Below are 24,932 nucleotides of genomic sequence, written 5' to 3' on the forward strand. Positions count from 1 at the left end.
CTATAGAAGCACTCTCTGTACCTGACAAAAGTGGTAAACTATGTTCTAATAAAAATATATAGTTATACTATATATTATCAGAAGGCTACCTCCGTGCCGGTTCAAATCAACCGCATTATCTAGTTTATATCAACCTTTATGGTCTATATAAACCACCTTGGACATCAAATTTGGTTCCTCGACATTATGAGTGGGCACGATACGTCATCCACCAAACGACCGTTTGCTGAACACACCGAGGCCTGCCGCAAGGCCAACGTCTCCTTTCTCACAGTGATGTTCTTGGACAAACTCTAACAACGATGCGTTGCTGCTACACCCGCCGACACGAAAACCATGAAGGCATAGCTGTAACTCAAGCGGCCGTCATTGGTGGCCTGCTCGATCACCGTTTCATGGTCGGTCTGGCCGACCATGTTCCGCCACCAACGCCGGAAATACACGGGATGCAGCCGTCGCAAAGTGGGGAGATCTTTCCTGGAGAGGGTGCTCATGGGCTCTGGTCTGGAGAGTCGGGGGAAGGAAAAATCCTAGCATGGGCACTCACCCGAATCACCAGAAAAAACGCGTCAATCTCTCCAACTTGCGGACGCGCTCGGCAACTGCAAAACACCGCGCGGTTGCCGAGCGCAACGGCTCGTTTTCTCGCATCGGCTGGCACACCTTATCTACGCAACTAGTCCCCGTTGAGACTGTGCTTGATTTGCGGTAGTGCCGCCCCGATACCGGCGCCTACAGCGCCACCGACCGCTGCCCCAGCAGCGGGACTACCGGCTACCGCAGCGCCAACCACCGCGCCACCCGCAGCACCAATGGCGCCACCACTCAAGGCTCGTTGTCCAGTCGGACTCATGTTGGCACAACCACCCAGTGCCAGCGCGCAGACGGCGGCCGTCGCCACAGCTATTTTACGTGTATACAATGCGTTCATACATACACCTCCTCTTGTAAGTTTAGTCAAACTGGGGCTCGTCTGCCTTTCAGGCATGTCAGAGGTCCAGGTTCTCGCCCTTTCGATGTTATCATCTCGACCTTCGCTCTCCTTACCCCCTTGGAGTCTGCCTTGCTCAGCACCCATCAATTGACCATGCAATTTGCTTCCAAACCGCTCTTTGAGAATGTCAGCGTCGAGTTTGGCGATGGCAACCGCTACGGCCTGATTGGCGCCAATGGCAGCGGCAAGACGACCCTGATGAAAATCCTCGGCGGCGATCTGGAACCCAGCTCCGGCAACGTCAGCCTCAGCAGTGGCGAGCGCCTCGGCAAATTGCGTCAGGACCAGTTTGCGTTCGAAGATTGCACGGTTCTGGATACGGTGATGATGGGTCATGCGGAGTTCTGGCGGGTCAAACAGGAACGCGATCGTCTCTACGCCCTGGCGGAGCTGACGGAGGAAGAGGGCATGGCGATTGCCCAGATCGAGGGAGAGTATGCGGAACTCGACGGCTATTCTGCTGAGGCACGGGCGGGGGAACTACTGATTGGGGTGGGCATTCCCCTGGAACAACATACAGGATTGATGTCGGCCGTGGCCCCCGGCTGGAAACTGCGGGTACTCCTCGCTCAGGCACTCTTTGCCGACCCGGACATCCTGCTGCTCGACGAGCCTACCAACAATCTGGATATTCATACGATTCAGTGGCTGGAAGAACTGCTGAGCACCATCAACAGCACCATCATCATCATTTCTCATGACCGCCATTTTCTGAACAGCGTCTGCACCCACATGGCGGATCTGGACTACGGCGAACTGCGCATCTATCCGGGAAATTACGACGAGTACATGCGTGCCTCAACGCTGGTGCGTGAACAATTACTGGCCGAAAATGATAAAAAGCGGGAAAAAATAGCAGAGCTACAGACCTTCGTCAGCCGTTTTTCGGCCAATGCCTCAAAGGCCAAACAGGCGACCTCGCGGGCGCGCCAGCTCGAAAAAATCCAGCTGGAGGAGGTGAAGCCCTCTAGCCGGCAGAATCCTTATCTCGTGTTTCAACAAGAGCGCAAGTTATATCGTCACGCCGTGGACGGCAAGGATCTGGGCAAGAGTTTTGGCGAATTGCGCCTGTTCCACAAGTTTCGCCTGCAGATAGAGGCGGGGGAACGGGTGGCGATCATTGGCGCCAATGGTCTGGGCAAGACCACTCTACTGCGCTGCCTGCTGGGCGAAATCAAGCTGGATACCGGGACCGTCAAATGGGCCGAGAACGCCAAGATTGGTTATTTTCCCCAGGATTATGCCGCGGAGTTTGCCGAGGAGTGGAGTCTTTTTGCATGGATGAGCCAATGGCGCAGCGAAAAGGACGATGACCAGATCATCCGTGGCATATTGGGCCGCCTCCTCTTTGGTCAGGATCAGGTGGACCGACCGGTACAGGTACTTTCCGGCGGCGAAAAGGGGCGCATGCTTTTTGGCAAACTGACCCTGCAAAGACCCAACGTCCTGATTCTCGATGAACCAACCAATCATCTGGACATGGAGTCCATCGAATCGCTGAACACGGCCCTGGAAAAATTTGACGGCACCCTGATTTTTGTCAGTCATGATCGGGAATTTGTCTCGTCGCTGGCCACCCGCATCATCGAATTTACCGCCCACGGCATCGAGGATTTCAAGGGCAGCTACGAAGACTATCTGCGGAGCCAGCAAACTGCCAAAGTCCCTCCAAAAAAAGTTGGGAAAGGTCGGTGAACTCTGGCGGGAAATGACACTCCATATAGGTGATGCCAAAAGATCCCGCGTATGCCGAGGCACGAGCCCTGCTCAAACTGCTCCTGATCAGCGGTGCCATCACCCTAGCGAGTGCGGCGGTTATTGTCGTACTCTGGTGGCTGTATGCTGCTGGAGGCCATGGATGAAGCAATGCTGAAAACTTGCGGAGATGCGCACTACCGGTATCTGGATATGCGCGAAGCCGAGCCAGGGGATCACTTCTTTCACCTTCGCCATCAACCCTACAGTGATGTGGTGGCGGCAATCGAGGCGGCGGAGGTTCTGAGTGTCGACGACAAAACCCTGCACTGTCGGCTGCAGGGGCAACGCAAGCCCTGGAAACTACGGCGTCAGGCCGAGCACATCCACTGTTATGTGGATGAAGATCCACTGTTTCAGCAGTTGTATTACACCTTTACCCGGGCGCAGCGCATTCAGCAGGCCAAGGAATGGGTGCGCCATGCGCCTCCCGAGCGTTTCGATGAAGAGGTGCTGCAGGCCATCGAGCGCTGGCACAGCACAGGCTGAGGACCCAGCGCGATCCTCCTCCCCACCTTGACTTTGACCTCTCTTCTCCTTATCTTCTGTGCCCTTATGAAATTTTAGGGTAGATCATCATGAAGCGCACTTTTCAGCCTAGCGTCGTGCATCGCAAGCGCACTCACGGTTTCCGCGCCCGCATGGCGACCAAGTCTGGCCGCCTAGTCCTCAAGCGGCGGCGCGCCAAGGGTCGGTACAAGCTCTGTCCCTGAGGGATGAGCCAACAGTCGTTCACCCGTAACGACCGCCTGCGCACCCAGGCTGAAATCCGCCTTGCCTTGCGCGAGGGGAGGAAGCGCAGTTTCCCTGAGCTGGTATTCTATCGCCTGGACAACGACCTGGGGCACGCGCGCATTGGCTTTGCCGTCAGCCGGAAGGTAGGTAAGGCGGTGTACCGCAACCGCCTGAAGCGTCGGCTGCGCGAGGCCTTTCGCCTGAGTGCCGGGCGCTCCCTACCGTACGATCTCATGGTCGTGGCGCGTCCGGCCGCACGCGATGCGGCCTATGCCGTGCTGCGTGGCCGCCTCGACAGCGTGCTGCGCTGATGGCCATGCTACGTCGCGGCGCTATCGCCCTGATCCATACCTACCAGCTCGTCCTGAGCCCCTTTCTCGGGCAGAATTGCCGCTACCATCCAACCTGCTCGCATTACACCTGTGAGGCCATTGAACGCTATGGTGTCCTGCGTGGTGCCTGGATGGGTGTCAAACGCATCGCTCGCTGTCATCCTTTTCACCCGGGGGGGTACGACCCCGTCCCCTGAGTTTTCGGAGCCCCATGGATAGCCAACGTACCATCCTTGCCGTCGTCCTCTCGATCATCGTCCTGGTGCTCTTCGAGTGGCTGGCGCCCCATCCCAAGCCGAGCCCGAAGGCAACGCCAACTGCGGTCACCCAGTCAGCCACCCAGCCAACGGCGGCGACCCAATCGCCCGCGCCCACAAGCAGCGTACCGGTGGCGCCCAGCACGGTTGCGGCAGTGACGAGCCATGCGGTGGGCGAGGGACCCAGCGTCAGCTTCCAGACGGATCTCTACACCGGCAAGATCTATCTGCAAGGCGGTGATATCCAGAATCTCGGCCTGCGCAGATATCCCATCGCCGTGGACGACAAGGCTCCCTATCCCATTCTGGACAGTAGCGCCGCGCGCTTGACGGCACAGCAAAGCGGCTTCATTGCTACCGACGGACAGATCCTGCGCGCCAACTTCAGCGCCCCGCAGACGATCAATGACGGCGGGCCCATCACCCTGAGCGGCCAGGCCGGTCCTCTGAAAATCGAAAAGACCTTTTCGTTTGATCCACATACCTATCTGATCAACGAAGACATCCGCATCACGAATACCGGCAAGGAGCCCTGGAAAGGCAGCTATTTCGACCAGATTCTGCGCAATGACCGGACCCAGAGCCATTGGTTTATGTCGATCTTTACGGGTTCGGTCCTGATGCATAACGGCAGTTTGAGTGAGAAGAGCTTTTCCGATCTCCGCGACCATCCCGAGGAGCATGGCGGTCCCGGTTGGGCGGGCATGACGGATCACTATTTCCTGCAAGCGGTACTCCCCGAACCCCATGCCAGCGTGCAACTCTATGCGCGCCCGGCGGGCAGCAACTATGTGGCGGGTGTGCAGCAAGCCCTGCCCACCCTGCAACCGGGGCAGAGCTATACCCTGCGCCAGCAACTGTTCCTGGGCCCGAAGCTGCAGGACCAGCTCGCGGCGCTGGGACGTGGCCTGGAGCAGACGGTCGATTACGGCTGGTTCTCCATCGTGGCCGAGCCCATGCACGGGGTGCTGACCTGGTTCCATTCCTGGGCCGGCAACTGGGGTCTCGCCATCATCCTTCTGGTCGTGGCGGTAAAGATCATCTTCTTCTACCCCTCCGCGATCAGTTATCGCTCCATGGCCAACATGCGCAAGCTGCAGCCCAAACTGGAGCAGATCAAGAAGGAGACCAATGGCGACCGGCAGCAAATGGGCGCCAAGATGATGGAGCTCTACCGCACGGAAAAGGTCAACCCGATGGCGGGCTGTCTGCCCATCGTCATTCAGATGCCCGTCTTCATTGCCCTCTACTGGGTGCTGGTGGAGAGCGTGTCATTGCGGCAGGCGCCGTTCATTCTCTGGATTCATGATCTGGCACTTCCCGACCCGTACTACATTCTGCCCCTGCTCATGGGCATCAGCATGTTCCTGCAGCAGCGCCTGAACCCGGCGCCCATGGACCCCGTGCAGAAAAAGATCATGTCGATCCTGCCCGTGGCCTTCGCCATCTTTTTCTCCTTCTTCCCTGCAGGTCTGGTGCTGTACTGGCTGACCAACAACGTCTTTGGCATCATTCAGCAGTACCTGATCACCCGCCACGTCATGAAAGAGAGCTAGGGTGTTGTCGCGCCAGGGGCGCTACCAGCTGGGCGACAGCATCGTCGCCGTCGCCACCCCCCCCGGAATCGGCGGCGTTGGTATTCTCCGCCTGTCCGGCCCCGATGCGTTAGAGATTGCCAATGCGCTTTGCGGCCTGCCCCAGGGCAAACAATGGCGGCCACGCCATGCCTACCTGCGGCAGTTTTTTCTGGCGCCAGGGGAACGCCTCGACCACGGGATTGCGCTGTATTTTCGCGCGCCGCACAGCTATACCGGCGAAGACGTGGTGGAGCTGCAGGGCCACGGCAGTCCGGTCATCCTCAGCTCGCTCCTCGAATACGCCGTGCGCCTGGGCGCGCGGCCGGCACGTGCCGGCGAGTTCAGCGAGCGCGCGTTTCTCAATGCTCGTCTGGATCTGGCGCAGGCGGAAGCAGTTGCCGATCTCATCCATGCCCGTAGCCAGTCCCAGGCACGCGCGGCCCTGGCCAGCCTGGAGGGGCAGTTTTCTGCTGCCATTAGCGGCCTACGCAAGGAGATTCTGCACTCCCTGGCACTCGCCGAAGCCGGACTCGATTTCAGCGAAGAAGACCTGGGAGACGAACACCTCCAGACGCTGGTCACGCAACTCCAGCAACTGCAAAGGCAGCTAGCCCGGATTCTGGAGCAGAGTCGCTCCAGCGCGCGGCTGGCGCGCGGGGCCCGGATTCTTCTGGTCGGCGCCCCCAATGTCGGCAAATCCAGCCTGCTCAATGCCCTGTCGGGTCGTGACAGTGCCATCGTCACCCCGATTCCCGGAACCACCCGCGATGTTCTGCGCGAAGAGCTCGAACTCGAGGGACTACCCCTTGAGCTCCTGGACACGGCCGGGTTGCGCGACAGCGCCGACCCGGTGGAACAGGAAGGCATCCGCCGCAGCCGCGCCCTACTCGAAAGCGCCGAGGAAGTCCTCCTCCTGCTCGATGCCAGTCGTGGCTGCTCGTCAGAAGACGCCAAGCTGCTGGCGGAGCTCGATCGCCAACGCTGTACAGTGCTGTGGAACAAGATTGATCTCTGTCCGGACTTCGTCGCTCCGGATCTGGGGGTGCCAGGCCTCTGTATCTCTGCCTATAGCGGCGCCGGTCTGACAGAATTACGCTCTTATCTGTGCCAACGCCTGGGTGCCAACAACGAGAGCGCCTGGTCGGCGCGCCAGCGCCATGTGTTGGCGCTGGAGGAGGCCGCCAAGCATCTTGCCGAGGCAGCACAGTTTCTGGAGCTGGATGCCGGCGAAGAACTCCTGGCGCAAAAGCTGCGGGAAAGCGCCAACGCCCTCGGCCAAATCACCGGGGTCGTGGATGTAGAGGAAATCCTGGGAGAGATCTTTTCGCGCTTTTGTATCGGCAAGTAGGGTCTTTTTGTCAGAGATGTCCATCTCGACTATCCTGTAGCCTTACACCTACATTGCGGAGCAGAGCATGCATAAAAGGGATTTCCTGCGCCTGAGTGCCCTTGGTACCAGCCTTGCCTTGGGAGCCTCACTGATCGGCACCCGCATCGCCATGGCGGCAAATGCCGAGGGCTGGCCAGCGCAGTCCTTTGCTGCCAGCAGCGTCGATCAGGTACTGCAGGATCTATTTCAGATGCGTACACTGACGGAGTCCGATCGTGTACATGTGCTGGTCGCCAAAGAAGTCGATGATGCGCTCAGCGTGCCCGTATCCGTGTCCGTGAATCACCCCATGACGGATGACGATTACATTGCGCGAATCTATGTGCTGGTCGATCACAACCCCACACCTTTAGCGAGCATCTTTCACTGCAGTCCTGCCAATGGCAAGGCGGCATGTTACCAGAGAGTCAAAGTGTTACACGACAGCCCGCTGCGGGTCATCGCACAAAGCAACCGCGGTGATATCTTTGCAGCCAAACCCGAGTGGGTGCATGTTGTCAAAGGCAAAGGAGCTGCAGAATGAGCGTGCTGGGTACTTTGGGAAGCCGGCTGACACGGCGCCTCGGGGAGGTGCAGATTGGCCTGCCAGAAAACGCGAAACGAGGAGAGATCATCGAGATCCGGGCGCTGATCCTGCATCCATCGCAAAGCGAGGACAAGACTCTGTTCATCGAAGAGGTGGCCTTTGCCCTGGATGGCAAGACCTTCTGCCACTTCGATCTTTCCAGTATGAGCAGCGCGAATCCCTATCTTGCCGTTCCCCTGCGAGCCGAAAAAAGCGGAATGATCTCCGCACACTGGCGCAACAGCCAGGGGCAGGCGGGATCAGGGCAGAAATTCCTGCGCATCGCCGAGTAAGCAAGGGGGGCAACGCCCCCCTTGCTCCGCAGCTGACTGAAATGCCGCCTATTCGACGGCAATCTTCCGCCGCTTGGCCGACTCCGCCTTGGGCAGGGTCAGCTCCAGCACCCCGTCCTTGTAGGCCGCCTTGCTTTGACTGGCGTCGACATCCACCGGTAGCTGGATGGTGCGGGCGAACTCGCCGTAGCGTCGCTCACGGTAAATGTACTTGCCCTCTTCCTTGCTGCTGTCCTCTTCCTTGCTCCCACTGATGTATACCTGATTGCCGTGCACCTGGATGTCGAGCTTGTCCTTGTCGACACCGGCAATCTCCGCTTTGACGACGATTTCGTTGTCGCGGTCGATAACATCGAGATGTGCAACGTTCGGCCGCGCTGATCCAACGCTGCCCTGCAGGGGCCGGAAAAAGCCGGGAAGTACGGCATCAAAGAGCTGCTCGACGGGGTCGGCAACACGTACGGATGGGTTACTGATAGCCTTTTCACTCATGATGACTCTCCTCTTGAACAATGGTCCTCGCTGACCTGCCCCAAATCTGGGGTCGGTTTTGCGCTTTTCAAGGGCTTGTCAATAGGGGTAATCCCAACCGGGAGCCGGATCCTTATAACGGCGGTGCACCCACCAGTACTGTTCTGGCGCCCGACGAATAGCTGCCTCGAGGGCCACATTCATGGTCGCCGCATCGGCCACGTCATTACCGCTGGGGAACCCATCCGGCAGGGGCACGATCTCGATCTCGAAACCACGCCCAGCTGGCAAGCGATAGGCGAAGAGTCCAAAGGTAGGACTGCCTCGTCGTTGCGCCAAACGTGCCAGCAACGGCGTGGTGCAGGCCGGCCGCGCAAAGAAGGGAGCAAAGACGCCCTCGCGCGGGTCCACATTCTGATCGGGTAGGACGCCCACCACCTCGCCCCTTTGCAGAGCCTGCAGCAATCCGCGAATACCGCCATTCTTGGCCACCAGCCGAGCACCACTGCGTCCGCGGCCGGCGATCATCTGCGCGTTGATGGCGGCATTGCGGGTCGGCATGTAGAGCACCGTCACCGGCCAGCGCTGGCCGATATACTGCACTGCGGCCTCCCAGGCCCCCAAGTGCGCGGTGAAGAGTACTACCCCTTGCCCCTTCTCCAGGGCAGCATCTACCGCTTCCGCACCGCGCACGGAACGAATCAAGTCCAAGCTTCGCGGTAGAGGCCAAAACCAGAGCGGCCCCAGTTCCACGAAGGCCTGCCCGAGCTGGCGGAAATGCTGGGCGAGCAGATTCCTCCGCTGCCGATCATCCAGTTCGGGATAGGCAATCTCCAGGTTCCTGCGCGCCACCCGTCGGCCGCTCGCTACGAGAAGACGCGCTAGGTCTCCCAGGCGATTGCCCGCCCACACCCAAACCGGGCGCGGCGCACGCGCCAAGAGCCGCAAGAGTCCTCCTACCATGGCGGCGAGCCAGGAGTCGAAGCGCCCGGCCGCCATCAGGCGGCACCAAACGCAAGACGCTGGGCGAGTTCAATGCCCTCGGCATCGAAATGGACCTTGATGGCCTCCAGAAGATCACTGCGCGTGGCACCGTAATCCGTCGCCCGTACCCATGGGCGCAGGTAGAGTTGAACACCCAGATCGGTGAGATCCTGCACGCCAATCGCCGGCGCAGGTTCGGATAGAATCCGCTCATCGGTCTCGCAGAGTTCTGCTAAAAGCTGCTTGGCGCGCAGCAGGTCCGCATGCGGAGCGAGAGTAATCAACAGGTCGATACGGCGTTGGCCAAGGACGGAGGTATTAATGAGCACATTACTGAGGATCTTGCTGTTGGGCACGAATATTTGGCGATTGTCGAAACTGTTGATGACGCTCTGAAAGAGATGGATGCGCTCGACCGTACCTGAGACACCGGCCACCTCGATGCTGTCGCCCACCTGGTAGGGGCGCAAGATCAGCAACAGGACGCCGGCGGCAAAGTCCGCCAAGGACTTCTGCAACGCCAGGCCAATGGCAAGACCAGCGGCGCCAAGCATCGCCAGGAGCGAAGTGGTCTGCACCCCCAACTGTCCGAGGGCTGCGACCACTACCACGATGTACAGAGCAATTTTGATCAGAGATTCGAGAAAACGCGCCACCGTCAGATCGTGATGGACGCGCTCCAACGCACGGGCACTGAGACGTCCTATCCAGCGCGCCAGCCACACGCCGACCAGCAACACCAGCAGCGCCGCAGCAATGTGCCCAGTCCAGGCCCACAGACGATCGTGGAGCGCTGCCGACCAGGAGGGAAGCCAAGTAATTTGAGAAATGGACATAAAAATGCCCCCGCGGAATTCGATCCGAAGAGCCTAGAGGCTGTTGGCGCCCCTGGCAAGGCGCCAGGAGCGAGATGTCAGTGCAATGCCATCGTAGAGGTTCCGTGGACAACCGCCGCCCGCAGCGCATTCAGCTCGGCCATCATCCAGCGTTGGTAGTCATAGCCCGCGGGCATGGTCTCATAGACTCCCACTACCGGAATCCGGGCCTGTTTCGCCTTGGCCAGAAACGACTGGGTCAGGCTACTGGTGACCTGCTGATTGTACAGAAACACCTTCACCCGACGTTTGCCCAGCAGCTCGCTCTGCCGGCTCACATCCTGGGGCGCTGGGTCGGTGCCATTCATGATCGCCGCCTGCAAGGACCAGGGGGTCTTGATCTCGCAGCCGGCTGCCTCAAGCATATAGTCTGCTACAGGCTCCGTCACCGCGACGGGGGTTTTTGGATAGTCCTTGCGGAAAGCGGCAAGGCCCTGATACCAGGGCTGCAGGGAGGCATCGAATTTCTTCACCTGCGCGGCAAAATACGTGCGGTGCTCTGGCAACATGGCGCTGAGGGCATCGGCCACCGCTGCCGCCACCTTGGGCATGGTTTCCGGCTTGTACCATAAGTGCGGGTTGGGCGTATTCTCCGGCAGACCTAGGAGATCCTGCACCACGATGACCTTCCTTGCCCGGTTCGGATTGGCCACCAGGATCTTCTTCGCCCAGGAGTCGTAGCCCAACCCGTTGCGGACCACCAATTGCGCCCGCGCTACCTCGCGCGCAATTGCGGGGCTCGCCTGAAAGGTGTGCGGATCGGTATTGGGATTGCTCTCGATGGCTTGTACCTGTACGTACGGGCCACCAATTTGGGAGATGACATTGGCATACTCATTTTCCACGCCAACGGCACGAACCGCGTCGGCTGCCTGGGCAGTGCCAGTAAAGAGGGCACTGCTGGCCAGGACAACGCCAAGGAAACGGCGGGGGGATAAGGCAGAAGGTAGAAGGGACATTGCGGTATTCTCCGTAACTGCAACTTGGTTGCATAATGCTCTCGCGTCATCCTGCTCATGTCAATTTCCGCGCACAATACAAAAAGGCGCGCCCGGGGGCGCGCAATCGGCTACGGTGCTACAGGAGAAGATGATGGGATAAATTCAGTGCACAGATTGCAGTGAAGGACTTCCTGTCCCCAGAAAACAGACCTGTTCCACGCGCCCGGCACAGCGGGTCAGTTTCCAGATTTGCAAGACCCCACGCTGCTGCAACTCGACCAGGGCCTGTCCCAGACGCTCCGGGCAGGCCGGCACAAGATATCGCAGCAGTTGTTCGAGACGACAACCCGGATGCTGGGCAACAAAGTGCAAGGCATGATGAGCAATCTCTGTCATCAAAAAAACTCCAGGTGCAAACGCAGCAACCCGACAGTGGCGTTACGGTACACCCCGTTGGGACGGGTGATGTATTGCAGGTCGGGCTGCAGGCTCAGATAATCATTCAATTTGACGACATAGGTGATTTCGTAACTGGTTTCGGCGGGATAAATTGCTGCTGGTAGTTCCTCATCTTCATATCCCGCCGCCACCACGCCCGGACGCAGGGCTGCCCGCGCCATGCCAAAGGAGAGGGCATCATCCGGCCGAGCCGCAAGAAAATGACTGAGGCGCGCCCCTACACCCAGGTACCAGGGAACCAGATTCTCCTGTCCAAAAGCCTTGCCCCACTGGATAAAGGGTGCCAGCTCCGCGTCGGCAAGCTGCCAGTGCGCCTCGACGATGCCGTAGATGCCATTCGTCGTCGGACTCAGGTCAAAGTCGGGGGCACGTGGCTGATTGTAGTGCCAGGCGCCGACTTTAAAGACATACTTGCCATATTCATCCGTATCATCATCCGGGTCTTCGCCCTCCTCCCGCCCCCAGTGCAAGGCCCCCTCCCAGATCGCCAGATAACCGCGGTCAAAGACACCGCGATACGGATGAATGGCATCTCCCTGAAACACTCCTGCCTTGCTGCTCCAGTTCGACCCATGGGTATTGACGATGAAACCTAGGCCGGAATATGGATAGGTGGGCAGCGCCGGTACATTGCCGGACAGGCTGGGATCGAGACCAAATGACCCATTCAAGAGTTGAAGCGCGTTGCTGGCCACATCGAAATAGAGATTGAAATCGGTGTACCCGATGCGGGTAGCCAGCCAGCCCGTCCATTGCTGCCGGTAGTTGGCCTCGTAGAGCCGCACTGCAGAAGGTGCATAGATATTGCTCGCGGTCTGCAGATCGCCGCTGTAGGCCGTGTCTTCGGCCGAGCTGTAGATGCCGAACACGGATGTGGTGAAGAGCCCGCCGCGCCAGGCGCCAGCCTTGCCGCTATCCCATTGCAGCCCCAACTGGCCCGCCGTGGTGTTGGCCGTGCCCTGGCGAATTCCTCCCGCCAGATTGGCGAAGAGCTCTGTATCCGCATGCGCCGACCAGGAGAAACCCTGGCCGATGTGCTGGAACTCGGTCAGATAGCGAGGCGCCAGACCATTTTGATTCGGGATTGGCGATTCGGCCGCAGGCCCGGGCAATCCCGCCGCAACACTTGCGCCACTCCACAGAAGCATCAAAAAAGAAAGGGACTTGCACTTCATGATACGCTCAGATCAGTTAAAGACGGCGCTACTATGCCGCAACACTATTTGCTAGTCAATAACGATTCTCATTTACACGCCTTGTCATGGCTTGGTTTTTCCCTACAGCCGGCACTCTGCGGATACAAGTCGCCAAGCCATGAAACTGCTTTCTTCCCGCAGACTCATCCTCTACACTGAATCCATGCAGAAAAAACGGCTGATTCTGGGTGGCACCTTTGATCCCATTCATTATGGGCATCTGCGAGCGCTGGAAGAGGTACGCGAGGCGCTGGGCATGGCGGAGGCGACACTGGTTCCTGCCGGGCATCCGCCGCACCGGCAGAGCCCCTGGGCACCCGCGGAGCACCGTTTGGCGATGACCCGCATTGCCGCGCAGCAGGCCCCAGGCTTGGCGGTTCTGGCTTACGAAGTCGAAAAAAGCAGTCGTTCCTACACCGTCGACACCCTGCGCCACCTCCGCGCCGACGATTCCGATGGCTTTCTGGCAATGGTGATCGGAATGGATGCCTTTCTGCGCTTCGATACCTGGAAAGACTGGCAGGAAATCCTCGATCTGACCCATCTGGTAGTCATCGGCCGGCCCGGCTGGCCGATGGCGGAACTGCCCGAGGCCTTGCGCCAGGTGCTCTATGAGCGGCGGGTACAGGATCTGACCGCACTGCACCGGCATTCTCGCGGCAAGATCGCCTTTCACACGGTCACCGCCCTGGAAATCTCCGCGACCCAGATCCGCAGCCTTCTCGCCGCCGGGCGCAGTGCGCGCTTTCTGTTACCCGACGCGGTCTTGGATTATATTGCCCGGCAACGGCTTTACCACGAAGCGTAACCTGGAGGAACACCCACCTTGCCCATCACGCCCGAAATGCTGCGCGATCTGAGTATCGCCGCCCTCGATGAACACAAGGCCATCGACATCCAAAGCATCGACGTTCGTCAACAAACCGATATCACCGATTACCTGATCATTGCCTCTGGCAACTCTGACCGCCAGCTACGCGCCCTTGCCGATGCCGTGATCGACAAGGTGCGTGGCGAGGGGGTGCGGCCTCTCGGCAAGGAAGGGGCGTCCGGCAGCGACTGGATGCTGGTGGATCTGGGGGACGTCGTGGTCCATCTGATGCGACCGGAAACCCGCGATTTCTATCAGATCGAGCGGCTGTGGGGCGAGCTGCCCAAGGTGCGTAGCCAGGGTAACGAGGGCTAGCGTGCGCCTGTTGGTCCTCGCGCTAGGGACCCGCATGCCAAACTGGGTGGAAGCAGCGGTGGAGGAATACCGCCGCAGGATCCCTGCCCCGGTGCAACTGGAATGGCGCAGCCTACCCTTGGCCCAGCGGGGGCGGCAGAACGACCCGGCACGCTGGCGTCGGGAGGAAGGTGAACGGCTCCTCGCCAGCACCCTCAAAGACAGTGAGATCGTGGCCTTGGAGGTTACCGGGCGGAGCTTGCGCAGTGAAGAGCTGGCGCAGAAAATAGATACTTGGATCAACGATCATCAGGACGTCACCCTGTGGATTGGCGGCCCCGATGGTATCGACCCGGCGTTGCGGCCGCACTGGCGCTGGTCCCTTTCGGCATTGACTCTGGCGCACCCCGTAGTGCGCGTGGTCCTTGCCGAGCAACTGTATCGTGCCTGGAGTATCCGTGCGGGCCTGCCCTATCATCGTGGCGGAGAGGAGAATGGATGGTGAAGTGTTATCAACGAGTCTTGCCCCGACTGGGGGTAGTCGCAGCCCTGACTTTGGGATTGAGTGCCTGCGCGCAGATGGTCGTACCCACGCCGCAAGAGAGCAGCAGCAATGCCATTGCCGTACAAGCGGCGCGCATCCATATCTTTTCGCTGTCCCCACAGGTGCCGGCGCAGCAACTGGAGCCCGCGCGCCAAGCCCTGGCCGCAGCACAGGCCGCGCAGCAGCGAGGCGATTATCTTTACGCCGATCGCCAAACCGAATTGGCCCGCCTTCGCCTCGATAACATTCAGCAGCGTCTCGATCAGAGCCCGGCGACGGAGAGCAACCAGGAGATAAAAGGACAGATTCGCGAGCTACAAGGGAGAATCGCCAGTCTGCAGGAAAAAATTGCCGCTACCCGTCAGCAGCTTCAGGAGACGAACCCATGATTCGCCGTAGCCTGCTCGCCAGCACCTTACTTCTACTGCCTACCCTAGCCTGGGCCGATGCTACTACCACAGCCGCCCTGCAACGTGCCTATGGACAGTTCCAAAACCTGCAGAAATCCACACATCTTACCCCGCAGCAATCCGCCAGTCTGCAGCGGGATCTGCAGCAGATGACCGCCGATCAGGTCAATCCGCCCCTCTTTGCCGTCGACCAGGCCATCTTTGAGGCCCGCCTGCAAGGACTGCGGGAAGCCCAAGCGGCTGCAAACAGTGGCCAGGAGAAGGAACGTCTGAGCCGGGAACTGGCCAGCCTCAACCAGAAATATCAGGCCTTGCAGGCAGAATATGCCCAGCTGCGCCAGCAGTTGGCGACGCAGACCATGCAGGGTGCCCGCAGCGCCCGCCTGAAACAGGAAATCCAGCAGCAAAAGGAAATACTGCAGCAGGAAGAACAGAGTCTGGCGACGATGCAACCGAGTTCTGCGCCGAGTACGAGTAGCTCGACGAGCGTCAGCCCCACGGTTGCGGCGCCTGCCGCTGCTCCGGCCCCGTTGCAGGCCCTGGCCGCCTACGGTGACCTGCGGCAGGGAAAATATGGCACCGAACTGGACATGCCCATATCCGCCCTGTTCAGTTCAGACCAGGGGCTGTCCGCCAACGGCAAGCAACGCCTACGTGCTGTCGCTGGGACGCTGAAAGGGATCTCGGCAGCGCAGATCCTGGTGCGGGTCTCCGGGCAACCGGGAGGCCTCAATCTGGCCACCCAACGCGCCGAGGCCATCCTTCAGGGGCTGCGCCAGGCCGGGATTCCCGATTCCCGACTGGCCCTGGCCTCGGGTGCCGGGGTGGCCAGCGGCATGGCCCAGATTCTCCTGCCCGGCAGCTCCTGAGCGCATGCCGCAATTGATCCTCGCGTCGGCTTCGCCGCGTCGACGCGAGCTTCTCGCGCAGTTGGGCTACACGCCTGAACTCCGGCCGACAAGCGTCGACGAGTCCCGGCGTAACGGCGAGCCGCCGGCGCAGCTCGTTCGACGTCTGGCGCGGGAAAAGGCCCACGCTGCCGTACGCAGCGATGAAAATGCCCTGGTACTCGGGGCCGACACCTTGGTCTGTCTGAGGGACCAGGTGTTCGGCAAGCCCGCAGATGCTGCCGAAGCGCAACAAAACTATGCGGTCCTCGGCGGGCGCTGGCATCAGGTGCTTACCGCCGTAGCCATCACCAATGGCCAGCGCGTATGGCAGACCCTGTCGCGCAATGCCGTCTTCCTGCGGCCGATCTCCCCAGCCGAGGCATGCGCCTACTGGGCCACTGGCGAGCCGCAAGACAAAGCCGGCGGCTATGCCATCCAGGGCCTGGGAGCGGTCTTCGTGCGCGGTCTGCGCGGTTCCTATTCTGGAGTGATGGGCCTGCCACTGGCGGAAACGGCGGCGCTGCTCAGCCAGCTCGGCCTCCCCCCACCCCACTTGCAGGCACTGCATGAGTGAAGAATTACTGATCAACGTCACCCCACAGGAAATTCGTGTTGCCCTGGTCGACAACGGCGTGCTGCAGGAACTGCAGGTAGAACGCAGCGGCCATCGCGGTCTGGTGGGGAACATCTACAAGGGCATCGTGCGGCGGGTGCTACCCGGCATGCAGGCGGCGTTTATCGATGTCGGACTGGAACGCACCGCCTTTTTACACGCTGCCGATATCCAGGGAGCAGAAAGCGAGGATGAACTGCAACAGGAAGGTGAGACGGATATCGAAACGCGAAGCATCAATGCCCATGATTTGCGTAGTGTCTCGACCCTCCTGCATGAGGGGCAGGAAATCCTCGTGCAGGTAATCAAGGATCCCCTCGGCAGCAAGGGTGCGCGTCTATCGACCCGCATAACCCTGCCTGGGCGCTATCTGGTGTACATGCCCTACTCACCGCGCATTGGCGTCTCCAGCCGCATCGAGTCACCGGAGGAGCGGAGTCGTCTAAAGGAGTTGCTGAAATCCCTGCTGCCGGAAGAGGAGGCCGGAGGTTTTATCATACGCACCCTCGCCGAGGGCGTGGGTGCCGAAGATTTTGAGAGCGATCTCAAATTCTTGCAGCGACTCTGGCAAAACGTCCGCGAGGATCTCGGGCAGAGTCGGGCACCGCAGCTCATCCACGCCGACCTCAACCTCGCCCTGCGCGTCATGCGCGACGTCATGTCCGACAACATCCAGCGGGTACGCATCGATAGCCGCGAGGCCTATGAAGCGGCGCGGCAATTTTGCCGGGAAGTCATCCCCGAGGTTACCGATCGTATCGAGCATTACGCTGGCGAGCGGCCCATCTTTGACCTCTATAATGTCGAGGATGAGATCGAACATGCCCTGGAAAGTCGCGTTACCCTGAAGTCCGGTGCCTATCTGATCATCGATCAGACCGAGGCACTGACCACCGTCGACGTGAATACCGGCGCTTTTGTCGGTCGGCGTAATCAGGAAGAAACCATTCTCAAGACCAACCTGGAGGCCGCAGCTGCCATTGCCCGCCAACTGCGGCTGCGCAATATCGGTGGTATGGTGATCATCGATTTCATCGATATGGACAATGAGGAGCACAAGCGCCGCGTCCATCGTACCCTGGAAAAGGCCCTGCAGGCTGACCGCACGCGCTGCACCATTACCCAGATTTCTGCCCTGGGACTGGTGGAGATGACGCGCAAACGCACCCGCGAGAGCCTGCGGCAGATCCTCTGTGAGCCCTGTCCCTACTGCCAGGGACGTGGTTTCCTCAAGACTGCCGAAACGCTCTGCTACGAAATTCTGCGCGAGATCGTGCGCGAGACCCGTGCCTACCCGGCCGAGCGCTTCATCGTCCTCGCCTCGCCGCAGGTGGTCGATAAACTGCTGGACGAAGAGAGCACCAGCCTCGCCGCCCTGGAGGAGTTCATCGGCCGGCCGATCAAGGTCCAGGCCGAGAGTACCTACACCCAGGAACAGTACGACATCGTTTTTCTCTAGTTGCCGACTTGCAAACGGTAACGCAGCCGTAGCGCCAGCTTTTCGCCCAACACTGCCGCAACGCCCATGGGACTGACGAAAGGGCCATGCTCCGCGCGGTACTGGAGCAGGGCCTCGGCGCGCTTCTTGCCCACGCCCTTGAGGCAGCGGAAGCCATCGAAATCCGCTGTGTTGATATTGATCTGCTCCGGGCAGTCCAGTTTTTCCCGCGCCTCGGCAGAACCGAGGAAACACAGGCTCAAGATCAGAAAGACGAAGTGCGAGCGCATGCCGAAATCAGAGGGCGGCGCGGATCTTAGCCCCCATGGCGGCACGCTCTTCCGCGCTGCTCTCGCGCGCGAGGGCAAAGTTGAGATCGCTGATGGCGGTCATCGGGATCAGGTGCACATGCGTATGCGGCACCTCCAGACCAGCCACCATCACCCCCACGCGCAGACAGCCGGTGGCCTGTTCCAGGGCCGGCACAATCCGTTTGGCAAACGGTAAAAGACCGGCCAGGGTGGCGTCGTCCAGAGTGAAGATATAGTCGTGCTCGATCTTGGGAATCACCAAGGTATGGCCGGGACGGATCGGACGAATATCGAGAAAGGCCAGGTACTGATCGTCTTCGAAGATTTTTTCGGCAGGAATTTCGCCACGGATGATCTTGGTAAACAAGGTGGTCATGGAGGGCTCCTATAGTTGCTGCAGCGCCTTGCGTGCGGCGCTGATGGTGGTGTCGATAATGGCGTCGTCATGCGCGGCGGAGAGGAAACCCGCCTCGTAGGCGCTGGGGGCGAGATAGACGCCCTCAGCCAGGAGGAAGTGGAAGAAACGCCCATAGCGATCCTGGTCAGCACCCATGACATCCTGGAAAGTCTGCACTGCTCCTTCACTAAAGAACAGTCCCAACATACCTGGCACCTGGGTGATGACGAGGGGGACTTCCGCCTCCGCTGCCACGCGCGCCAGACCGCTGCAGAGCTTTTCCGTCTGCTTCGCCAGACGCTGGTGGAAACCTGGCTCCTGCAGCAGTTGCAGGGTACGCAAGCCGGCCGCCATCGCCAGCGGATTGCCGGCCAAGGTCCCGGCCTGATAGACCGGGCCATTGGGCGCCAGGGTTTCCATGATCTTGCGACTGCCGCCCACGGCACCTACTGGCAAGCCGCCGCCGATGATCTTGCCCAGGGTAGTGATGTCCGGCCGAATGCCGTAGAGCTCCTGCGCGCCGCCGGGGGCGACGCGGAAGCCCGTCATTACCTCATCCAGAATCAACAGGCTACCGTGGGTATCGCAGAGGCTGCGCAAACCCTCCAGGAAACCTGGCAGCGGCGGCACACAGCCCATGTTGCCGGCAATCGGCTCGACGATGATCGTGGCAATCTGGTCCCCCTGCTCGCGCATCACCGCCGCGACGGCATCGAGGTCGTTGTAGGGCAGGACCAGCGTCGCACGGGTCAACTCTACCGGCACGCCGGCGCTCGACGGTTGCCCCAGGGTGAGGGCCCCGGATCCCGCCTTCACCAACAGACTGTCGCTGTGCCCGTGGTAATTGCCCTCGAACTTGATGATCCGTTCCCGTCCGGTATACCCGCGTGCCAGACGAATGGCCGTCATCACCGCCTCGGTGCCGCTGCAGGTCATGCGCAGCATCTCGATATTGGGCATCAGGTCGCAGACGGTTTCCGCCAGTTCCAGCTCGATCGCCGTCGGTGCCCCGAAACTCAGGCCTTTCTGCATCTCCGCCGCCACGGCAGCCAGGATTTCCGGATGCGCATGACCATGGATCATCGGCCCCCAGGAACCGACGTAGTCGATGTAGCGCCGCCCCTCCACGTCCCAAAGGTAGGCGCCTTCGGCGCGCTCGATGAACAGGGGATCGCCGCCTACGCCACGGAAGGCGCGCACGGGCGAATTGACACCGCCGGGGATGCGGCGTTGCGAAGCAGAAAAAAGCTCGGCGTTACTGGTCATGATGTCTCCTCGCTTTGCCTGAGAAAAGGCCTTGCAGACGCTGGGTGGCGGCAGCAACATCGGCTGCCCCAAAGAGGGCAGAGATAACGGCGGCGGCATCGGCACCGGCTGCCGCAACCTCCGCCATAGTATCCTGCGTGATGCCGCCAATGGCTACCAGGGGCAGGCCCAGGGGCCTCGCGGCGCGAAATAGAGAAAGATCGGCGCGGCGCGCCTTGGGCTTGGTCGGAGAGGGATACACCGAGCCAAAGGCGAGATAGTCGGCGCCGGCGGCAGCTAGCCTGCAAGCACGCTCCAGATCGTTGTAACAGGACACGCCAATCAAGACCTCCGGCCCCAGCAAGGCACGCAAATCGTTTATCCCTGGGTCCTCCTCCCCCACATGGATCGCGCTCGCCCCAATCTTTCGCGTGAGTTCAGGATCGTCATTGATGACCAGCAGTGCATCGTAGGAGCGACAAAGCGCCAGCAGGGCGGCAGCCTCCTGCCTTCGCCGCCCATCTTCCTGCGTCTTATCCCGATACTGCAGCAGACGTAGTCCGGCACGCAGAGCGATCTCGGTCGTTCCCAGTAGCGCTTCGCCCTGCAGACGGCCATCGGTAATGCCGTAGAGGCCGCATATCCGCTCCCGTTGCTGCTTCATGGTCGCGCCGCCCAGCGGTCGGGGAAGAATTGGCCGTGCCCTGCCCGATAGGCCTTTGCGACCGCCGCATGGGTAAAGGCGAGGCTGCTGGCTACGGCATCGGGTACCGACTGCCCGCAGGCCAGGCCCGCAGCGATTGCGGTAGAGAGGGTGCAACCCGTGCCATGATAGCTGCCCGGCAGCCGCGGCTGGGGGTAGCGGCCGGCGAGCGTGCCGCGCTGATACAGGCGATTGTCGAGCTGCGCAGCGGCACCGTGACCATCGCTGATCAGGAGCCAGTCGCCCGGCCACGCGCGCGCGGCCCCGTCCGCCGTGTCCGCTCCGGTCAACTGCAGTGCCTCGGGAAGGTTGGGGGTGGCAATCCGCGCCAGGGGCAGGAGTTCTACGCGCAGGAAGTCCAGCAAGGTAGCATCGGCCAGCTCCTGGCCGCCACCGGCACGCCAGATCGGATCGATCACCAGGGGCAGATCACACCGAACGAGAAGAAAATCGCGCAGCATTTCCGCCATAGGTAGTGAGCCAATCAGGCCGATCTTGACCGCGGCAACAGAAAAGTCTGCCAGCAGGGTCTCCAGTTGGGCACGCGTGTCGGCAGCATCCAGGGTCTGCACCCGCAGCACGCCGCGCGAGTCCTGTACCGTCCAGGCTGTCAGGGCGGTACAGACGTGCACGCCCATGGCAGCCCCCGTCAGAAGGTCTGCCTGCAAGCCCGCCCCCGAGCTCGGGTCAGCGCCAGCAATACTGAGGACAACAGGGCGAGAGAGAGGGGCTGGACAGGACATGGGCCTCGGCAGGATATTTGCTTGCCATCGTTGGTGAAAAGCAAAAAAGGGAGGGTTTCACGATGCGGCAATTGCCGGAACTGAGTATAGCAGAAAAATTAGTCCATACCGGCTTCATATTTTTGGTCGGTTTGGGACTACTGGTAGCAGAGGCCTACGTCTACGTTACGGTAGGTGGCAAGCAGGGACTGACCGTCCAGGCGGTGACACAGCACTATTATGGCAACCGCAGCTCTTCGACCATACAGTCGGTTTTACCGCGGATGATGGGCTTTGCCGGGATGCCGGCCAGCGAACAGCCAAAGATGACTGAGGCAATCAATCACTGGATTGCCAATGGCGAGAGCCAGCAGGAGTACGTAAGCAGCGTCAAGCCTCTGATCGACGGCAACTGCCTGAAATGCCACAGTGTTGCGATGAGTAAGGTCCTGCACAACCCACCGCTGGCGAGCTATGACGACGTGAAGAAAGTGGCGCAGGTCGATACCGGCATGAGCATCAATACCATGCTGCTCAACGGCATGATCCATCTCACCATGCTGGGAGTGATCTTCTGGATTGCCGGCTGGATCTTCAGCAAGGCCCGTTTTCCGGCAGCACCGAAATACGTTCTAATCATCCTGCCCTTCATTGCCATGATCGTCGATTTCGCCGGCTGGTTTCTCACCCATCAGAATCCTGCTTTCGTCTGGCTGGTATTGATAGGCGGTGCTCTCTCCTGCCCCATCGCACTGCTGGAGATGTTCTTGAGCCTGATCCAGCTCTGGCTGCTCAAGCCCAGACTTGCGACCTAACACACGACGTATCCTTCTTACCCCGCCCTCCTATGTGAGGGCGTTTTCTTGTGGATAACTTTGTGGATGAAATCTGTATGGAGAGACTGTCAACAATGGTTTTTTGACCGAGCGTCCTCGTGTTACCAGTTTGTCATAAATATTTCCATATATAACAATGAGATATAAAACATCCCGCAGAAGTGTCTCAAAGAATGTTCCGCAAGCCAGCCTTTATTCCTTTGTGGAAAACGAACCCGAACGGCGTGGCTTGGATGCCAGGCGCTGCGGCCACAGCCGCTCGTAGAGAACGCTCGGCATGATCCGTAACAACAGGCTCAGGCAAGCCATCTGCCAAGGCAACACGACGAAGCGCCGCCGCCGGTCGATACTGCGCCGCATTTTTTGTGCAGCACGTTGTACATTCATGAGCCAGGGCATGGGATAGGGATTGTCAGCGGTCATCGGGGTGTCAATGAAGCCCGGCGCGATGCAAGTGACCGAAATCCGCCGCGCGCGCAAATCCAGGCGCAGGCTCTCCAGATAGACCGCCACCCCGGCCTTGGACGCCGCATACGCGGCAGCACCGGGCAGGCCGCGAAAGCCCGCCACGCTGCCGATGCCCACCACCTGCGCCTGGGCAGGCAGATACGGCAAAAAAGCGCTGATACTGTAGTGCATGCCGAGAAGGTTGGTGGTGATGACCTCGGCAAATATCGCGCAATCTTCCGGCAACTCAGAGGAACTCCCCACACTGATACCAGCATTGGCGATCAGCAGCGCGACGGGGCCACGCCGCTGCGCAAAATCGCTGGCAATGCGCTGCAAAGCCGCGCCATCGCGCACATCGACCGTTGCCAGCTCGACCTCTGCTCCCACCTGGCGCAGCTCGCTGGCAACTTGCGCCAGCGCTGCCTGGCGTCGGCCCAGGAGCAAAAACAGCTGCCCGGGCTGCGCGTAGCAGCGTGCCAACGCGGCGCCGATGCCACTACCGGCGCCGCTGATGACAATGGCACCCGCGGGGCGTCGAGACGCAGAAAAAGGGTTCATGAAACAATCTCCTAAGTGCGGTCTTCCGGCGCTTCACTGGCAGCCAAAAGGGCCATGGCGTATACTCCGGAGCAAGCAGTGGTGGCTAGCGTAGCGTGCCGAACGCTGCAGGGAAACATATTCCGTACCTGTGACAAGGACCCCATGAGTAACGAAACGGCAAGCCAGGATGGTGCAGCGCTATGGAGCGCCCTCAGCGTCCGCATGGAAATGTTGGTATCCACCCAGCAGTACAATACTTGGCTGCGGCCTTTGCAGGCCGAATTGCACGCCGAAGAACTGTTGCTCCTGGCACCCAACAGCTTTGTCCGCGATCGCGTGCAGAATCATTACCGCGAACTGCTGGAAAAAGAGCTGAATGAAATCCTTCCAGGCCTGTGCTTGCGCGTTTCCCTGCAGCAAGCGCCTGCGCCCATCAGCGACGAAAGGCCGGCAAGCCAGCCGGAGCGTCGCGGACACGCTCATCAGCCCAACAGTCATCATCTCAATAACAGTTTTACCTTTCAGGCCTATGTCGAGGGTAAGTCGAACCAGCTCGCGGTGGCGGCAGCGCGCCAGGTGGCTGAACATCCGGGAAAATCCTACAATCCACTGTACATCTATGGTGGCGTCGGTCTGGGCAAAACCCACCTGATGCATGCCGTGGGTAACGAAATCCTGCGTGCGAATCCGCAAGCCAAAATCCTGTATATCAGTTCCGAAGGCTTCATCATGGACATGGTGCGCGCCCTCCAGCACAACAGCACCGCCGAATTCAAGCAGCGCTACCGTAAGCTCGATGCGCTCCTCATCGACGATATCCAGTTCTTCGCCAACAAGGACCGTACCCAAGAAGAATTTTTCCATACCTTCAATGCCCTCTTCGACGGCGGAAGTCAGATCATCATCACCTGTGATCGTTATCCCAAAGAGGTCGAGGGCTTGGAAGAACGTCTGCAATCGCGCTTCGGTTGGGGCCTGACGGTGGCTATCGAACCCCACGATCTGGAAACGCGCATGGCCATCGTTTTATGTAAAGCGGAAGAAGCGGGGGTCGAACTGCCTCAGGAAGTAGCTTTTTTCATTGCCGAGAAGATCCGCTCGCACGTGCGGGAGCTGGAAGGTGCGCTGCGGCGCGTCATCGCCCACGTCAATTTCACCCGCAAGCCGTACAGTGTCGAGACCGCGCGGGCGGCATTGCGCGATCTGATCGACGTGCAAAAACGCATGATCAGCCTCGACAACATCCAGAAAGTGGTCGCCGAGTATTTTCACATTCGTGGCTCGGAGATGCAGTCGAAGCGGCGCAGCCGCAACATCGCCCGCCCACGGCAGATCGCCATGGCCCTGACCAAGGAACTCACTTCACACAGCCTGCCGGAGATTGGCGATGCCTTTGGTGGTCGCGACCACACCACGGTCCTACATGCCTGTCGGCAGATCGAAAAGCTGCGGCAGAGTGACCCCCAGGTTGCCGAGGACTACAACAACATCCTACGGGTGCTGGGCGGATGAGACGCCGGAACAAGTTGTGGGTAACCCCCGGAACAAGTCCGGTACTGGCTTGGGGATGGAATCCGCACGGAAGATCATCCCCAAGGATACCGGCTTGTCCACAGGCTGTCAGTCCTTCCTACCCCCCTGCATGGGGCAGACTGATCAATAGGGTAAGCTTGTTATCCACAGACAAATTGCCCCTTAATAATCACTATAAGAAAAAGAAAGAAAATTTATTATTCTTTTGGGAGATAACCCGATGAAGCTTCGTGTGCAGAAAGACGAGATCCTGCCCCTCCTCGCGGCCATGGCCAACATTGCCAATCGCCGGCCGGTACAACCGATCCTGT

Annotated in this window: 33 protein-coding genes; 19 read left to right on the forward strand and 14 right to left on the reverse strand. The window is 60.0% G+C overall.

What is annotated here, in order from left to right:
* Positions 1–293: 293 nt before the first annotated feature.
* Together AC2VNM_RS00035 and AC2VNM_RS00040 are read right to left on the reverse strand one after the other, a co-directional pair.
* Positions 294–494: a hypothetical protein gene (locus tag AC2VNM_RS00035; protein ID WP_483166274.1), complete on the reverse strand. Its 201-nt coding sequence runs from the start codon at positions 492–494 to the stop codon at positions 294–296.
* A 182-nt stretch (positions 495–676) separates the two neighbouring features.
* Positions 677–931, reverse strand: a complete 255-nt coding sequence (locus AC2VNM_RS00040) for a hypothetical protein (protein WP_483166275.1) — start codon at positions 929–931, stop codon at positions 677–679.
* A 132-nt stretch (positions 932–1,063) separates the two neighbouring features.
* Here AC2VNM_RS00040 and AC2VNM_RS00045 point away from each other — a divergent pair, with 132 nt between their 5' ends.
* From AC2VNM_RS00045 to AC2VNM_RS00090, 10 genes are all read left to right on the forward strand, one after another.
* On the forward strand, positions 1,064–2,689 hold the full coding sequence (locus AC2VNM_RS00045) for an ABC-F family ATPase (protein WP_483166276.1): 1,626 nt from the start codon (positions 1,064–1,066) through the stop codon (positions 2,687–2,689).
* Between the two features lie 32 nt (positions 2,690–2,721).
* Positions 2,722–2,856 carry a hypothetical protein gene (locus AC2VNM_RS00050; protein ID WP_255789860.1) on the forward strand — a complete coding sequence of 45 codons (135 nt, stop codon included), beginning with the start codon at positions 2,722–2,724 and terminating at the stop codon, positions 2,854–2,856.
* A complete protein-coding gene (locus tag AC2VNM_RS00055) occupies positions 2,849–3,238 on the forward strand; it encodes a hypothetical protein (RefSeq protein ID WP_483166277.1) in 390 nt (129 codons plus the stop codon). The genes AC2VNM_RS00050 and AC2VNM_RS00055 overlap by 8 nt, the downstream gene beginning before the upstream one ends.
* Before the next feature lie 89 nt (positions 3,239–3,327).
* A complete protein-coding gene (rpmH, locus tag AC2VNM_RS00060; protein WP_215872187.1) occupies positions 3,328–3,462 on the forward strand; it encodes a 50S ribosomal protein L34 in 135 nt (44 codons plus the stop codon).
* A gap of 3 nt (positions 3,463–3,465) precedes the next feature.
* Positions 3,466–3,795 (forward strand): ribonuclease P protein component, encoded by a 330-nt coding sequence (gene rnpA / locus AC2VNM_RS00065; protein ID WP_483166278.1) that lies wholly within the window; start codon positions 3,466–3,468, stop codon positions 3,793–3,795.
* Positions 3,795–4,013 carry a membrane protein insertion efficiency factor YidD gene (yidD, locus tag AC2VNM_RS00070; protein ID WP_483166279.1) on the forward strand — a complete coding sequence of 73 codons (219 nt, stop codon included), beginning with the start codon at positions 3,795–3,797 and terminating at the stop codon, positions 4,011–4,013. Before rnpA ends, yidD begins: the two co-directional genes overlap by 1 nt.
* Before the next feature lie 14 nt (positions 4,014–4,027).
* Positions 4,028–5,629, forward strand: a complete 1,602-nt coding sequence (gene yidC, locus AC2VNM_RS00075; protein ID WP_483166280.1) for a membrane protein insertase YidC — start codon at positions 4,028–4,030, stop codon at positions 5,627–5,629.
* A 1-nt stretch (position 5,630) separates the two neighbouring features.
* Complete coding sequence (mnmE, locus tag AC2VNM_RS00080; protein ID WP_483166281.1) at positions 5,631–6,998, forward strand: tRNA uridine-5-carboxymethylaminomethyl(34) synthesis GTPase MnmE; 1,368 nt, start codon at positions 5,631–5,633, stop codon at positions 6,996–6,998.
* A gap of 67 nt (positions 6,999–7,065) precedes the next feature.
* The gene (locus AC2VNM_RS00085; RefSeq protein ID WP_483166282.1) at positions 7,066–7,563 is read left to right on the forward strand and encodes a thiosulfate oxidation carrier protein SoxY; all 498 of its coding nucleotides are present in this window, start codon (positions 7,066–7,068) and stop codon (positions 7,561–7,563) included.
* A complete protein-coding gene (locus AC2VNM_RS00090) occupies positions 7,560–7,898 on the forward strand; it encodes a thiosulfate oxidation carrier complex protein SoxZ (RefSeq protein ID WP_483166283.1) in 339 nt (112 codons plus the stop codon). The genes AC2VNM_RS00085 and AC2VNM_RS00090 overlap by 4 nt, the downstream gene beginning before the upstream one ends.
* Before the next feature lie 48 nt (positions 7,899–7,946).
* On the opposite strand, the gene AC2VNM_RS00095 is transcribed toward AC2VNM_RS00090, so the two are convergent.
* The 6 genes from AC2VNM_RS00095 to AC2VNM_RS00120 form a co-directional block, all read right to left on the reverse strand.
* Complete coding sequence (locus tag AC2VNM_RS00095) at positions 7,947–8,390, reverse strand: Hsp20/alpha crystallin family protein (protein ID WP_483166284.1); 444 nt, start codon at positions 8,388–8,390, stop codon at positions 7,947–7,949.
* Between the two features lie 78 nt (positions 8,391–8,468).
* Positions 8,469–9,368, reverse strand: a complete 900-nt coding sequence (locus tag AC2VNM_RS00100; RefSeq protein ID WP_483166285.1) for a lysophospholipid acyltransferase family protein — start codon at positions 9,366–9,368, stop codon at positions 8,469–8,471.
* Positions 9,368–10,189, reverse strand: a complete 822-nt coding sequence (locus AC2VNM_RS00105; RefSeq protein ID WP_483166286.1) for a mechanosensitive ion channel family protein — start codon at positions 10,187–10,189, stop codon at positions 9,368–9,370. The genes AC2VNM_RS00100 and AC2VNM_RS00105 overlap by 1 nt, the downstream gene beginning before the upstream one ends.
* Positions 10,190–10,266: 77 nt before the next feature.
* On the reverse strand, positions 10,267–11,187 hold the full coding sequence (locus AC2VNM_RS00110) for a metal ABC transporter solute-binding protein, Zn/Mn family (RefSeq protein WP_483166287.1): 921 nt from the start codon (positions 11,185–11,187) through the stop codon (positions 10,267–10,269).
* A 144-nt stretch (positions 11,188–11,331) separates the two neighbouring features.
* Positions 11,332–11,565: a hypothetical protein gene (locus AC2VNM_RS00115; RefSeq protein WP_483166288.1), complete on the reverse strand. Its 234-nt coding sequence runs from the start codon at positions 11,563–11,565 to the stop codon at positions 11,332–11,334.
* Complete coding sequence (locus tag AC2VNM_RS00120; RefSeq protein ID WP_483166289.1) at positions 11,565–12,803, reverse strand: carbohydrate porin; 1,239 nt, start codon at positions 12,801–12,803, stop codon at positions 11,565–11,567. The genes AC2VNM_RS00115 and AC2VNM_RS00120 overlap by 1 nt, the downstream gene beginning before the upstream one ends.
* Positions 12,804–12,987: 184 nt before the next feature.
* Here AC2VNM_RS00120 and nadD point away from each other — a divergent pair, with 184 nt between their 5' ends.
* The 7 genes from nadD to rng are packed head-to-tail and all read left to right on the forward strand — an operon-like array spanning position 12,988 to position 17,905.
* Complete coding sequence (nadD, locus tag AC2VNM_RS00125; RefSeq protein WP_483166290.1) at positions 12,988–13,632, forward strand: nicotinate-nucleotide adenylyltransferase; 645 nt, start codon at positions 12,988–12,990, stop codon at positions 13,630–13,632.
* 18 nt (positions 13,633–13,650) lie between these two features.
* On the forward strand, positions 13,651–14,010 hold the full coding sequence (rsfS, locus tag AC2VNM_RS00130) for a ribosome silencing factor (RefSeq protein ID WP_483166291.1): 360 nt from the start codon (positions 13,651–13,653) through the stop codon (positions 14,008–14,010).
* A gap of 1 nt (position 14,011) precedes the next feature.
* Complete coding sequence (rlmH, locus tag AC2VNM_RS00135; protein ID WP_483166292.1) at positions 14,012–14,494, forward strand: 23S rRNA (pseudouridine(1915)-N(3))-methyltransferase RlmH; 483 nt, start codon at positions 14,012–14,014, stop codon at positions 14,492–14,494.
* Positions 14,488–14,922, forward strand: coding sequence for a hypothetical protein (locus tag AC2VNM_RS00140; protein ID WP_483166293.1), 435 nt, complete (start codon positions 14,488–14,490; stop codon positions 14,920–14,922). The genes rlmH and AC2VNM_RS00140 overlap by 7 nt, the downstream gene beginning before the upstream one ends.
* Positions 14,919–15,812, forward strand: coding sequence for a hypothetical protein (locus AC2VNM_RS00145; RefSeq protein ID WP_483166294.1), 894 nt, complete (start codon positions 14,919–14,921; stop codon positions 15,810–15,812). The genes AC2VNM_RS00140 and AC2VNM_RS00145 overlap by 4 nt, the downstream gene beginning before the upstream one ends.
* 4 nt (positions 15,813–15,816) lie before the next feature.
* On the forward strand, positions 15,817–16,407 hold the full coding sequence (locus AC2VNM_RS00150) for a Maf family protein (RefSeq protein WP_486912675.1): 591 nt from the start codon (positions 15,817–15,819) through the stop codon (positions 16,405–16,407).
* Complete coding sequence (rng, locus tag AC2VNM_RS00155) at positions 16,400–17,905, forward strand: ribonuclease G (protein WP_483166296.1); 1,506 nt, start codon at positions 16,400–16,402, stop codon at positions 17,903–17,905. Before AC2VNM_RS00150 ends, rng begins: the two co-directional genes overlap by 8 nt.
* Here rng and AC2VNM_RS00160 read toward each other — a convergent pair.
* From AC2VNM_RS00160 to thiD, 5 genes are read right to left on the reverse strand one after another with little or no spacing between them, the layout of a single operon-like run.
* Entirely contained in the window at positions 17,902–18,174 is a 273-nt protein-coding gene (locus AC2VNM_RS00160) for a ComEA family DNA-binding protein (RefSeq protein ID WP_483166297.1), read from the reverse strand. The two genes, rng and AC2VNM_RS00160, sit on opposite strands and share 4 nt — an antisense overlap.
* Positions 18,175–18,181: 7 nt before the next feature.
* Positions 18,182–18,571 carry an HIT family protein gene (locus AC2VNM_RS00165; RefSeq protein ID WP_483166298.1) on the reverse strand — a complete coding sequence of 130 codons (390 nt, stop codon included), beginning with the start codon at positions 18,569–18,571 and terminating at the stop codon, positions 18,182–18,184.
* Positions 18,572–18,580: 9 nt separating this feature from the next.
* Positions 18,581–19,858, reverse strand: a complete 1,278-nt coding sequence (gene hemL / locus AC2VNM_RS00170; protein WP_483166299.1) for a glutamate-1-semialdehyde 2,1-aminomutase — start codon at positions 19,856–19,858, stop codon at positions 18,581–18,583.
* Positions 19,848–20,501: a thiamine phosphate synthase gene (thiE, locus tag AC2VNM_RS00175; protein WP_483166300.1), complete on the reverse strand. Its 654-nt coding sequence runs from the start codon at positions 20,499–20,501 to the stop codon at positions 19,848–19,850. The genes hemL and thiE overlap by 11 nt, the downstream gene beginning before the upstream one ends.
* On the reverse strand, positions 20,498–21,283 hold the full coding sequence (gene thiD / locus AC2VNM_RS00180) for a bifunctional hydroxymethylpyrimidine kinase/phosphomethylpyrimidine kinase (RefSeq protein WP_486912676.1): 786 nt from the start codon (positions 21,281–21,283) through the stop codon (positions 20,498–20,500). Before thiD ends, thiE begins: the two co-directional genes overlap by 4 nt.
* Before the next feature lie 62 nt (positions 21,284–21,345).
* Here thiD and AC2VNM_RS00185 point away from each other — a divergent pair, with 62 nt between their 5' ends.
* On the forward strand, positions 21,346–22,077 hold the full coding sequence (locus AC2VNM_RS00185; RefSeq protein ID WP_483166302.1) for a hypothetical protein: 732 nt from the start codon (positions 21,346–21,348) through the stop codon (positions 22,075–22,077).
* Positions 22,078–22,290: 213 nt separating this feature from the next.
* Here the strand turns inward: AC2VNM_RS00185 and AC2VNM_RS00190 are convergent, their stop codons facing one another.
* Positions 22,291–23,106 carry an SDR family oxidoreductase gene (locus AC2VNM_RS00190; RefSeq protein WP_483166303.1) on the reverse strand — a complete coding sequence of 272 codons (816 nt, stop codon included), beginning with the start codon at positions 23,104–23,106 and terminating at the stop codon, positions 22,291–22,293.
* A 144-nt stretch (positions 23,107–23,250) separates the two neighbouring features.
* On the opposite strand from AC2VNM_RS00190, the gene dnaA reads away from it, so the two are divergent.
* The gene (gene dnaA / locus AC2VNM_RS00195; RefSeq protein WP_483166304.1) at positions 23,251–24,600 is read left to right on the forward strand and encodes a chromosomal replication initiator protein DnaA; all 1,350 of its coding nucleotides are present in this window, start codon (positions 23,251–23,253) and stop codon (positions 24,598–24,600) included.
* Positions 24,601–24,932: the final 332 nt, after the last annotated feature.

Source organism: Acidithiobacillus sp. TH-A67, from assembly GCF_057473545.1.

Bases quoted from the DNA above. Each gene is read 5' to 3' on its own strand.
- AC2VNM_RS00035 (WP_483166274.1), bottom strand. From the start codon at position 494: ATGAGCACCCTCTCCAGGAAAGATCTCCCCACTTTGCGACGGCTGCAT.
- AC2VNM_RS00040 (WP_483166275.1), bottom strand. From the start codon at position 931: ATGAACGCATTGTATACACGTAAAATAGCTGTGGCGACGGCCGCCGTC.
- AC2VNM_RS00050 (WP_255789860.1), top strand. From the start codon at position 2,722: ATGCCAAAAGATCCCGCGTATGCCGAGGCACGAGCCCTGCTCAAACTG.
- AC2VNM_RS00055 (WP_483166277.1), top strand. From the start codon at position 2,849: ATGGATGAAGCAATGCTGAAAACTTGCGGAGATGCGCACTACCGGTAT.
- rpmH (WP_215872187.1), top strand. From the start codon at position 3,328: ATGAAGCGCACTTTTCAGCCTAGCGTCGTGCATCGCAAGCGCACTCAC.
- rnpA (WP_483166278.1), top strand. From the start codon at position 3,466: ATGAGCCAACAGTCGTTCACCCGTAACGACCGCCTGCGCACCCAGGCT.
- yidD (WP_483166279.1), top strand. From the start codon at position 3,795: ATGGCCATGCTACGTCGCGGCGCTATCGCCCTGATCCATACCTACCAG.
- yidC (WP_483166280.1), top strand. From the start codon at position 4,028: ATGGATAGCCAACGTACCATCCTTGCCGTCGTCCTCTCGATCATCGTC.
- AC2VNM_RS00085 (WP_483166282.1), top strand. From the start codon at position 7,066: ATGCATAAAAGGGATTTCCTGCGCCTGAGTGCCCTTGGTACCAGCCTT.
- AC2VNM_RS00090 (WP_483166283.1), top strand. From the start codon at position 7,560: ATGAGCGTGCTGGGTACTTTGGGAAGCCGGCTGACACGGCGCCTCGGG.
- AC2VNM_RS00095 (WP_483166284.1), bottom strand. From the start codon at position 8,390: ATGAGTGAAAAGGCTATCAGTAACCCATCCGTACGTGTTGCCGACCCC.
- AC2VNM_RS00100 (WP_483166285.1), bottom strand. From the start codon at position 9,368: ATGGCGGCCGGGCGCTTCGACTCCTGGCTCGCCGCCATGGTAGGAGGA.
- AC2VNM_RS00105 (WP_483166286.1), bottom strand. From the start codon at position 10,189: ATGTCCATTTCTCAAATTACTTGGCTTCCCTCCTGGTCGGCAGCGCTC.
- AC2VNM_RS00110 (WP_483166287.1), bottom strand. From the start codon at position 11,187: ATGTCCCTTCTACCTTCTGCCTTATCCCCCCGCCGTTTCCTTGGCGTT.
- AC2VNM_RS00115 (WP_483166288.1), bottom strand. From the start codon at position 11,565: ATGACAGAGATTGCTCATCATGCCTTGCACTTTGTTGCCCAGCATCCG.
- AC2VNM_RS00120 (WP_483166289.1), bottom strand. From the start codon at position 12,803: ATGAAGTGCAAGTCCCTTTCTTTTTTGATGCTTCTGTGGAGTGGCGCA.
- nadD (WP_483166290.1), top strand. From the start codon at position 12,988: ATGCAGAAAAAACGGCTGATTCTGGGTGGCACCTTTGATCCCATTCAT.
- AC2VNM_RS00140 (WP_483166293.1), top strand. From the start codon at position 14,488: ATGGTGAAGTGTTATCAACGAGTCTTGCCCCGACTGGGGGTAGTCGCA.
- AC2VNM_RS00145 (WP_483166294.1), top strand. From the start codon at position 14,919: ATGATTCGCCGTAGCCTGCTCGCCAGCACCTTACTTCTACTGCCTACC.
- AC2VNM_RS00150 (WP_486912675.1), top strand. From the start codon at position 15,817: ATGCCGCAATTGATCCTCGCGTCGGCTTCGCCGCGTCGACGCGAGCTT.
- rng (WP_483166296.1), top strand. From the start codon at position 16,400: ATGAGTGAAGAATTACTGATCAACGTCACCCCACAGGAAATTCGTGTT.
- AC2VNM_RS00160 (WP_483166297.1), bottom strand. From the start codon at position 18,174: ATGCGCTCGCACTTCGTCTTTCTGATCTTGAGCCTGTGTTTCCTCGGT.
- AC2VNM_RS00165 (WP_483166298.1), bottom strand. From the start codon at position 18,571: ATGACCACCTTGTTTACCAAGATCATCCGTGGCGAAATTCCTGCCGAA.
- hemL (WP_483166299.1), bottom strand. From the start codon at position 19,858: ATGACCAGTAACGCCGAGCTTTTTTCTGCTTCGCAACGCCGCATCCCC.
- thiE (WP_483166300.1), bottom strand. From the start codon at position 20,501: ATGAAGCAGCAACGGGAGCGGATATGCGGCCTCTACGGCATTACCGAT.
- thiD (WP_486912676.1), bottom strand. From the start codon at position 21,283: ATGTCCTGTCCAGCCCCTCTCTCTCGCCCTGTTGTCCTCAGTATTGCT.
- AC2VNM_RS00185 (WP_483166302.1), top strand. From the start codon at position 21,346: ATGCGGCAATTGCCGGAACTGAGTATAGCAGAAAAATTAGTCCATACC.
- AC2VNM_RS00190 (WP_483166303.1), bottom strand. From the start codon at position 23,106: ATGAACCCTTTTTCTGCGTCTCGACGCCCCGCGGGTGCCATTGTCATC.
- dnaA (WP_483166304.1), top strand. From the start codon at position 23,251: ATGAGTAACGAAACGGCAAGCCAGGATGGTGCAGCGCTATGGAGCGCC.